This window comes from Cupriavidus sp. SIMBA_020 (assembly GCF_046535395.1).
In the GTDB taxonomy this organism is placed as follows: domain Bacteria; phylum Pseudomonadota; class Gammaproteobacteria; order Burkholderiales; family Burkholderiaceae; genus Cupriavidus; species Cupriavidus campinensis.
Map to the genome: position 1 here is coordinate 1 of NZ_JAWRWU010001601.1, position 238 is coordinate 238.

Genomic DNA, 238 nt, shown 5'->3' on the forward strand with positions numbered 1-238 from the left:
CCAACAAGCCGATGCTGACCAGCCCCGACAAGATCTACCCGGGCCAGGTGCTGCGCATTCCGCCCCTGTCGTAAATCAGAACAGCGAACAAGCCGGCTGCGCCTTTGCAGTGGTCGGCTTGTACATCGCGGCGCAGAACCCCCTGACTGCCGCGATCATTTGGCCAGACGCAACGTCTGGCCATTTTTTTGAGCCATCAGCCCTTCATGAAGCGGCCCATGCCCTTCATGCCGCCCAT

1 pseudogene is annotated in these 238 nt (G+C 60.5%); it reads left to right on the plus strand.

What is annotated here, in order from left to right:
- Window positions 1–74, plus strand: a pseudogene (locus SB751_RS35010) (peptidoglycan-binding protein LysM); the annotation flags it as partial.
- Window positions 75–238: the final 164 nt, after the last annotated feature.